General features: G+C 69.7%; 11 protein-coding genes. 1 reads left to right on the top strand and 10 read right to left on the bottom strand.

Going from position 1 to position 7,579, the window contains the following annotated elements; translation table 11 throughout:
• A partial coding sequence (locus tag VLJ82_RS15975) for an FHIPEP family type III secretion protein (protein ID WP_408664358.1) occupies positions 1–248 on the bottom strand: 248 nt, incomplete at its 3' end.
• Between the two features lie 263 nt (positions 249–511).
• On the opposite strand from VLJ82_RS15975, the gene VLJ82_RS15970 reads away from it, so the two are divergent.
• The gene (locus VLJ82_RS15970) at positions 512–703 is read left to right on the top strand and encodes a hypothetical protein (protein WP_408664357.1); all 192 of its coding nucleotides are present in this window, start codon (positions 512–514) and stop codon (positions 701–703) included.
• Positions 704–1,223: 520 nt separating this feature from the next.
• Here the strand turns inward: VLJ82_RS15970 and VLJ82_RS15965 are convergent.
• From VLJ82_RS15965 to VLJ82_RS15925, 9 genes are all read right to left on the bottom strand, one after another.
• Complete coding sequence (locus tag VLJ82_RS15965; protein ID WP_408664356.1) at positions 1,224–2,312, bottom strand: EscU/YscU/HrcU family type III secretion system export apparatus switch protein; 1,089 nt, start codon at positions 2,310–2,312, stop codon at positions 1,224–1,226.
• Positions 2,312–3,079 carry a flagellar biosynthetic protein FliR gene (gene fliR, locus VLJ82_RS15960; protein ID WP_408664355.1) on the bottom strand — a complete coding sequence of 256 codons (768 nt, stop codon included), beginning with the start codon at positions 3,077–3,079 and terminating at the stop codon, positions 2,312–2,314. The genes VLJ82_RS15965 and fliR overlap by 1 nt, the downstream gene beginning before the upstream one ends.
• A 7-nt stretch (positions 3,080–3,086) precedes the next feature.
• Positions 3,087–3,356 (bottom strand): flagellar biosynthesis protein FliQ, encoded by a 270-nt coding sequence (fliQ, locus tag VLJ82_RS15955; RefSeq protein WP_408664354.1) that lies wholly within the window; start codon positions 3,354–3,356, stop codon positions 3,087–3,089.
• A 70-nt stretch (positions 3,357–3,426) separates the two neighbouring features.
• The gene (fliP, locus tag VLJ82_RS15950; RefSeq protein ID WP_408664353.1) at positions 3,427–4,305 is read right to left on the bottom strand and encodes a flagellar type III secretion system pore protein FliP; all 879 of its coding nucleotides are present in this window, start codon (positions 4,303–4,305) and stop codon (positions 3,427–3,429) included.
• Positions 4,302–4,763 carry a FliO/MopB family protein gene (locus tag VLJ82_RS15945; RefSeq protein ID WP_408664352.1) on the bottom strand — a complete coding sequence of 154 codons (462 nt, stop codon included), beginning with the start codon at positions 4,761–4,763 and terminating at the stop codon, positions 4,302–4,304. The genes fliP and VLJ82_RS15945 overlap by 4 nt, the downstream gene beginning before the upstream one ends.
• Entirely contained in the window at positions 4,760–5,545 is a 786-nt protein-coding gene (fliN, locus tag VLJ82_RS15940; protein ID WP_408664351.1) for a flagellar motor switch protein FliN, read from the bottom strand. Before fliN ends, VLJ82_RS15945 begins: the two co-directional genes overlap by 4 nt.
• Positions 5,542–6,501 (bottom strand): flagellar motor switch protein FliM, encoded by a 960-nt coding sequence (locus tag VLJ82_RS15935; protein ID WP_408664350.1) that lies wholly within the window; start codon positions 6,499–6,501, stop codon positions 5,542–5,544. The genes fliN and VLJ82_RS15935 overlap by 4 nt, the downstream gene beginning before the upstream one ends.
• A gap of 103 nt (positions 6,502–6,604) precedes the next feature.
• A complete protein-coding gene (locus VLJ82_RS15930; protein ID WP_408664349.1) occupies positions 6,605–7,126 on the bottom strand; it encodes a flagellar basal body-associated FliL family protein in 522 nt (173 codons plus the stop codon).
• A 48-nt stretch (positions 7,127–7,174) separates the two neighbouring features.
• The coding region (locus VLJ82_RS15925; protein ID WP_408664348.1) for an OmpA/MotB family protein at positions 7,175–7,579 on the bottom strand (405 nt) is incomplete at its 5' end.

The following is a 7,579-nucleotide window of genomic DNA, read 5'->3' as shown; positions in this document are numbered from 1 at the left end:
CCGCCGATGACGAAGTGCCCGAAGGCGTTGATCACCTTGCCGGCGTAGCCCTTGCCGAGCACCTGGCGGGTGGCGGAGATGTTGAGCGCCAGCCGGAACAGGGTCGCCACCAGCAGCAGCGACGGGAAGCTGGAGAAGTCCAGCGGCCGCTCGACGTACATGCTGACCAGCACGATCAGCAGCGCGCCGGTGATGTTGACTGCGATCAGGAAGTCCAGCACTCCGGACGGGACCGGCACCACCATCATCAGGATGATGGCCACCACGCCGATCGGCACGGCCAGCTGACTCAACCGTCTGGGATTCACATACACCTTCGGGGCTCATCGCGGCGACAAGGTCAGGTACTGCCCTGCTGGTGCAGACCGGTCCGTGTCTGCTTTGTCGCCGTCCTGGCGTATGAACTATTCGGCACCCGGGCCGGCGACCTGAGCCGGCCGAGGAGCTAATCCCGCCTGCCGACACGCCGATGGAACGGGTGTAGGCAAAAGGTGGGGCGAGGGAGATACCGATGTCAGAGTCCAACCGGAGTCGGCTGGACGACGGTCTCAGGGAAGCCTGCTGCGACCGTTGCAACCAGACGTTCACACCGGCGGACGCCGCCGACATGGTGCACTTTCAGCGCCGGGACGGCGAACTGTGCGGGGGCACCGGTGTCTTCTTTCGCAAGTTCGTCATCCGCAACGACCCCAACCGCTGGTAAGCCGCGCGGCTGAAATCCCCCTGCTTCCAGCGGAGCTGCCGCGTCTCAGCGTCGGAGCTGGGAGGGTTGGGTGCGCTTCGTCAGCCATGCGGCGAGTTCGCGTTGCTCCCCACGAGACAGGTGATCGGGCTCAGCTGGGTCGTCCCAATCGGGCTTGTGCAGGCGTACCCATCGAGCTATTGCGGCCCACGTCCACACCCGCCTACCGCCAGGCAACCCGAACGGCGTAGGGAAGTCCCCGGAGCCGCGTTCCCCCTTGGCCAGCATATTGATGGCTTGGCGAGACCTACCGAGGCGTTCCGCTATCTCCCCCTCGTCCACGAGATCGAGATCGAGATCGACTACCCGCAGACCCACCTCGCGCTCTAAACGGCTCGTTTCAACGCTGATAGCCGTCAAGGTGTCAGTGCCCTCGGGTACCTCGATCCCCAGGGCAAGGACTGTGGACTCGCACACGCGGGAGGCAGAGGCGTCGAACTCGTCGAACAGCGCGGCAACCTGCGGGGGGTTGTCCCCCTTCTCAGGCCGGTTGCATCCGGTGCAGGCCGGCTGCCGATCCGCGCCGCTTGAGCCGCATCACGAACGCGAGCACGGTGGCCACCGCCTGGTACAGGTCCGGCGGGATCTCCTGGCCGATCTCACAGGTCTGGTACAGCGTGCGGGCCAGCGGGACGTCGGCCACCATCGGCACCCGGCTGCGCTCGGCGAGCTCACGAATCCGGGCCGCGACATGGTCGCCGCCCTTGGCCACCACCCGCGGCGCGCCGCGGGCCGGGTCGTAGCGCAGCGCCACCGCGACGTGCGTCGGGTTGACCACCACCACGTCGGCGCTCGGCACGTCGGCCATCATCCGGTTGCGGCTGATGGCCAGCGCCCGGGAGCGCAGGATGCTGCGCAGCAACGGGTCGCCGTCGGTGCTCTTGTGCTCCTCCTTGACCTCCTGCTTGGTCATCCGCAGCTGCTTGTTGGTGCGCCGGCGGACCACCGCGGCGTCGACGAAGGCCAGCAGCAACCCCGCACCCGCGCCCAGCCGGATCAGCCGCAGCGCGGCGTCGGTGGTGGTGTCCAGCACCGAGGACAGCGGTAGCGAGCCCGCCGCCATCAGCGTCGGCACCAGTTCGCGCACCGAGTAGTAGGTGACCGCCGACAGCACCGCCAGCTTGCCGAGCGACTTGAACAGCTGCCAGATGCCCTGCGGGCCGAACATCCGCTTCAGCCCGCTGAGCGGGTTCAGCCGGGTCAGCTTGGGCATCAGCAGCTTCGGCGCCACCCAGATGCCGCCCTGCATCGCCGCCGAGGCCACCGAGGTGACCATCACCAGGACGGCCAGCGGAGCGGTGGCCAGCACCGCCGAGGTGACCGCGCCGCGGGTGATCGCCAGCGCCCGGCCGGTGTCCGGCGTGGCGATCACCGAGCCGACCTGGACGAAGGTGGTACGCGCCGAATCCATCAGCGAACGGCCCACCGCCGGCAGCACGAAGCTCGCCGCCAGCACGCTCAACCAGGAACCGACCTCGGGGGTATGGGCGATCTGGCCGTCCCGCCGGGCCTTCTTCAGCTTGCGCGGGCTGGCCTTCTCGGTCTTCTCCCCGGCGGGCTTGCCCGACATCAGCCGGCCGTCCCGATCCGCATCATCAGCTCGGCCGCCGTGCTGCCGAGCTGGGTGACGATCCGCGGCATGGTGGCGAAGCTCAGCCCCACCAGGCCGAGGGTCAGCATGATCTTGAGCGGGAAGCTGACCTGGAAGACGTTGAGCTGCGGCGAGATCCGGCTGAGCAGGCCGAGCGCGACGTCGGCCAGGAACAGCACCGCGATCAGCGGCGCGGCGATCTGCAGCGCGGCCACGAACATGGCGGTGACACCGTGCACCAGCTCGGTGTCCAGGTGCGCCAGCGACATGGTGCCGTCCAGTGGCAGCGAGCCGAAGGTCCGCAGGAAGCCCTGCAGGATCACCAGGTGCGCGTTGGTGGCGAAGATCAGGGTGGTCGCCAGCAGGCCGTAGAACTTGCCGAACACCGAGGTGGTCGAGGCCGACAGCGGGTCGTAGGCGAAGGCGAGGGAGAACCCGCCGCTCAAGTCGATCAGCGCGCCGGCCGCCTCCACCGCGGTGAACAGCAACCGGGTGAGGAAGCCCAGCGAGGCGCCGATCACCAGCTGCTCGACCGCACTGGTGACCAGCGGTCCGAGCTCGGCGGCCGGCGCGTGCGCCCGGGCGGTGTTGGAGACCGCCAGCGCCAGGCCCACCGCCAGCATCACCCGGACGGTCCTGGGCACCCCGCCGGTCGCGAACGGCGGCGCGATCGCCAGCCACGCGGTGATCCGGATCGAGGCGAGCAGCAGCGTCACCACGCTCGCGGTGCCCAGCTCGATGCTCATGCCGCGCTCAGCTGATCAGGCTCGGGATCTGGCTGAACAGCTGCTCGGTGAAGGTCACCATCGAGTGCATCATCCAGCGCCCGGACAGCAGCAGCGCGATGCCGACCGCGATCGCCTTGGGCACGAACGACAGCGTGAACTCCTGGATCTGGGTCGCCGACTGGAACAGCGAGATGCCGAAACCGACCAGCAGCGCGGTGAGCAGCGTCGGCGCGGCGAGCTCGAAGGCGATCAGCATCGCCTGCAGCCCGAGGTGCACGATCGCGGTGTCGGTCACCCGTGCCTCCCTTCGGCAAGGTTTCTCTTCTGGCGTTGGCTGGTTGGCGTGGTCGTCGCGGCCGGCGGCGCTAGGTGGAGTAGCTGGTGACGAGGGAGTTGATGATCAGCCCCCAGCCGTCCACCAGCACGAACAGCAGCAGCTTGAAGGGAAGCGAAACCGAGACCGGCGGCAGCATCATCATGCCCAGCGACATCAGCGAGGACGAGACCACCATGTCGATGATCAGGAACGGGATGTAGACCACGAAGCCGATGATCATCGCCGAGCGCAGCTCGGAGAGCACGAACGCCGGGATCAGGGTGGTGAGCTCCAGCTTGTCCGGCGTCGGCGGGTTCGGCAGGTGCCCGGCCCGCAGCATCAGCGCGATCTCCTCCGAGCGGGTGTGGGCCAGCATGAACTCCCGGATCGGTGCGATGCCGTCCCGGAACGCCACGGACTGGCTCTTGGTGTTGTGCAGGTAGGGCTGCACCCCCTGCTCGTTCACCTTCTTCACCACCGGGCTCATGATGAACAGGCTGAGGAACAGCGAGAGCCCGGCCAGCACCTGGTTGGGCGGAACACCGTTGAGTCCCAGGGCATTGCGGGTCAGTCCCAGCACCACGAAGATCTTGGTGAAGCTGGTCATCAGCAGCAGGATCGACGGCGCCACCGACAGCAGGGTGAGCAGCAGCAGGATGCTGACCGACGTGCTGGGCTTGGGATTGATGTCGAGGTTGACGGTGCCGGTGGGCCCAGCCGGCTTGGTGGGCCCGACCGGCGCCAGCTTCGGCACCAGCAGCGGCAGCGTCGTCGTCTCGTGCTCCGCGGCGGTCGCGTACCGGGCGGCGGTCTGGTGCTGGACGGTGCTCACCGGCAGCGTGGTCGCCCCGGCCGAGGCGGCACCGGTCAGCAGGCCGGCACCGAGCAGGCCGGCAGCCAGCGCCAGCGTGACGAGCAGTTTCCTCATCGGCGGACCGTCAGCTCGCGGGCGGCGTTGACCAGCTGCCGCCAGGTCTTGGGCGAGAGCACCGATCCGTCGAGGGCAGCCGCCCGGCCGGCGACCGGCCGCAGCTGTCCTTCGGGCGGGGCGTCCCCGTCCGGGCCGGCGGTGATCGCGGCCCGGGCGCGGACCCGGCTCCGGCCGGTGGTGGCCTCGGTGGCCAGCGCGTCCTCGACCGCGGACAGCTCGGTCTCGGTGAGCAGCTGCACGCCCTGCTCGGTGACGCCGAGCACCAGGGCCCGGTCCATCACCCGCAGCACGGCGACCGAGGAGGTGCGGCTCAGCTGCTGCCGGGCCAGCACCGCCATCACCCGGTCGGCCTTGCCACCGAGGGGTTTGCGGGCCCAGCGGGCCAGCAGCCACATCACGCCCAGCACGAAGACCAGGGCAAGCAGCATCCGGCCTATGACGGCGACGGTGTTCACGACCGCGCGGGCACCGGATCGTCGGCGACGATCTCCACGATCCGCAGGGCGAAGTTCTCGTCGATCACCACGACCTCGCCGCGCGCGATCAGGTGGCCGTTGACCAGCAGGTCGGCTGGCGCGCCGGCGGCCCGGTCCAGCTCCACCACCGCGCCCTCGTTGAGGGACAGCAGCTCGCTGATGGTCATCCGGGTGCTGCCGATCTGCGCGGTGACCTCCATGCTGACGTCGCGCAGCAGGTCCAGGCCGGTGCGCAGCGAGGTCCGGGCCGCCGGCGCACCGGACGGACCGGTGGCACGCAGCTCCTCCGGGCTCGGGTAGTGCGGCGCCTGCGGGCCGGTCGCGGTGGGTTCGGCGGTGACCACGATGCCCACCAGGGCCCGCGGCATTCCCTGGTACAGCAGCGGAACGGCCTGCGCACCGGGCTTGCCGAGCAGCGCGGCCAGCGCGGTCGCCGGCTCCAGCGCCTGGCCCGGGCCGATCTGCACGGTGCCGGCCACCCCGGCCGCCGCGGTCAGGGCGGGGGTGAGTGCGGCCGAGACGTCCAGCGCGCCCAGCGGGGAGTTCTGCAGGGCATCGGCCAGCGCACGCTCCACCGCGATCAGCACCTCGCCGCTGCAACCGCCGGTGAACCGGGCGGTCACCGCCACGCCGTCGAAGCGCAACTGGTCCGGGTCGTTGCTGGCCACTCCCGGCTCCAGCGGGTCCGAGATCGGCAGGCTGGCGAGTGCGGCCAGGGCCGCGGAGCGGGCGAGCTCGTTGGTGAACATGGTCTGGGTCACGGGTTGTTCCTCCTGTTGTTGCCGACGACCAGGCCGGCGAGCCGGCTGCCCTGCCGGCCGGCCAGGGCGTGCGCGAAGGTGATGCCGCCGGAGGTCACCATCAGCGGGGTGGTGACCTGGTGCCGCAGGGGTATCACGTCGCCGGGCTCGAGCCGGACGATCTCGTTCGGGGTCAGCTGCACCGGGGCGAAGCTGAGCGACACCTCGACCGGCACGTTGCCGAGCGCGGCACGCACCTGCTGGGCGGCCTGCTGCTCGGCCAGCTGCTCGGCGGGGCTCTGGGCACGGCCTTCCTTGCCGACCTGCAGCCGGGGCAGCAGCGCGGCGAACGGAACGCACAGCGTCGAGACGCACACCTGGTTGCCGACCCGCATCTGGAACGAGCCGACGATGACGCCGTCCGAGGCGCCCGCGGCCTGCACGAACTGCGGGTTGAACTCCAGGCCGCGCAGCACCGGGTCCAGTCCGATGGTGGGTTCCACGGCGTAGCGCAGCACCGAGAGCATCTGCTCGATCAGGTTGCGCAGCAGGCCGCTTTCCAAGTCGGTGAGCTGCCGGGTGGGCTGGTCACCGCCCGGACCGCCGAGCAGGTAGTCCACGCAGGCCAGCGCGGTGGGCACCGAGAACTCCAGCAGCGCGGTGCCCGGCAGCGGCCCCATGTCCAGCACCGACAGGATGGTGGTCGGCGCCAGGGTGGAGATGTACTCCTCGTAGCTCTGGTGCTCGATGGCGACCAGGTTGACCTGGCAGAGCTGGCGCAGGCCGCTGGTGAGCAGCGTGGTCACCCGCCGGGCGTAGGTCTCGTAGCACATCTGCAGCGCCCGGACGTGGTCACGGGAGAGCTTGGTGGGCCGGCGGAAGTCGTAGGCCAGCGGACCGGACGCGTCCTCGCCCTCTACGGGTCGCCGGGCCAGACTACGAACCGGTGCAAGATGCGCGGATGGTGACGTTGCCACATGAACAACGTTCGACCGGGACGCAGCAGACCTGAGCACTCCGGCTCAGCCGGGACCTCCCGCACCGGTGGCGGGAGGTGGCAGCACGTGGTGGAAGGGTGGGTTACTGCGTGAAGAACTCCGTGTAGATGACGTCCATGATCTGCTTGGGGTACACCTTCTGCAGCTTGACCAGCAGCTCCTTCTTCGCCTTGGACCGGGCCGCTTCGCCGGTCAGCTCCGCCACCGGACGGTCACTGAAGACCTCGATGACGGCCTGGGAGGCCTCGCTGGTGTCCAACTCCTCCGAGGTCCCTTCCACGGTCTGCAGGGCGAGCTTGATCCGCAGGTAGTGCCCGCCGGCCAGGTTGAGCGTCATGTCCGGCATCGCCAGCACGTGCCCGGGCACCGGCTTGGCATCCGCGGCGGCGCCCGACGGCTTGAGCACGGTGAACTTCGCCACCGCCCCCAGCAGCAGCACCACCACGGCCAGCACGATGAACTTCTTCTTGGACTTCTTCTTGCCCGGCTGCTTGCCGGCTGCCTTGCCGGTCTCGGCCGGGTTGCCCTTGGCGCCGGCCCGGCCGCCCTTGCTGGAAACCTCGTTGGCGATCCGGTCGGGCCGGTCGGTCGCGGTCATCGTCATGTCGTGCTCCTGGTCTCGGTGCGGAAAGGCTGCTGGGGCGGGGTCGGCTCAGCCATGGCCGGCATCCCTGCCCAGGACCGGCAGCTGGCTGCGGACGGCGGCCGGGAGCTTGGACAGCACCACGATGTCCACCCGCCGGTTGCGGGTGATCGAGCGCGGGTCGCTGGCCGGCAGCAACGGCCGCTGGTCGGAGAAGCCGGCCGCGCTCAGCCGGCTCGCCGCGATCGGGCCGTGTGCCACCAGGTAGCGCACCACCGACGACGCCCGGGCTGAGGACAGCTCCCAGCCGCTGGGGTACGGCGCGGTGCTGACGTTCTGCTGGTTGGTGTGGCCGTCCACCTGGATCTGGTTGTCGATCCGGCGCAGCGGCGGCAGCACCGCGTCGAGGATCACCGCGCCCTCGGGCTCGAGCACCGCGCTGTTGCCGGCGAACACCAGCTCGTTGGTCACCAC

Source organism: Jatrophihabitans sp. (genome assembly GCF_035474675.1).
In the GTDB taxonomy this organism is placed as follows: domain Bacteria; phylum Actinomycetota; class Actinomycetes; order Mycobacteriales; family Jatrophihabitantaceae; genus Jatrophihabitans_A.
This window is presented reverse-complemented; position numbering and strand designations above follow the sequence as displayed.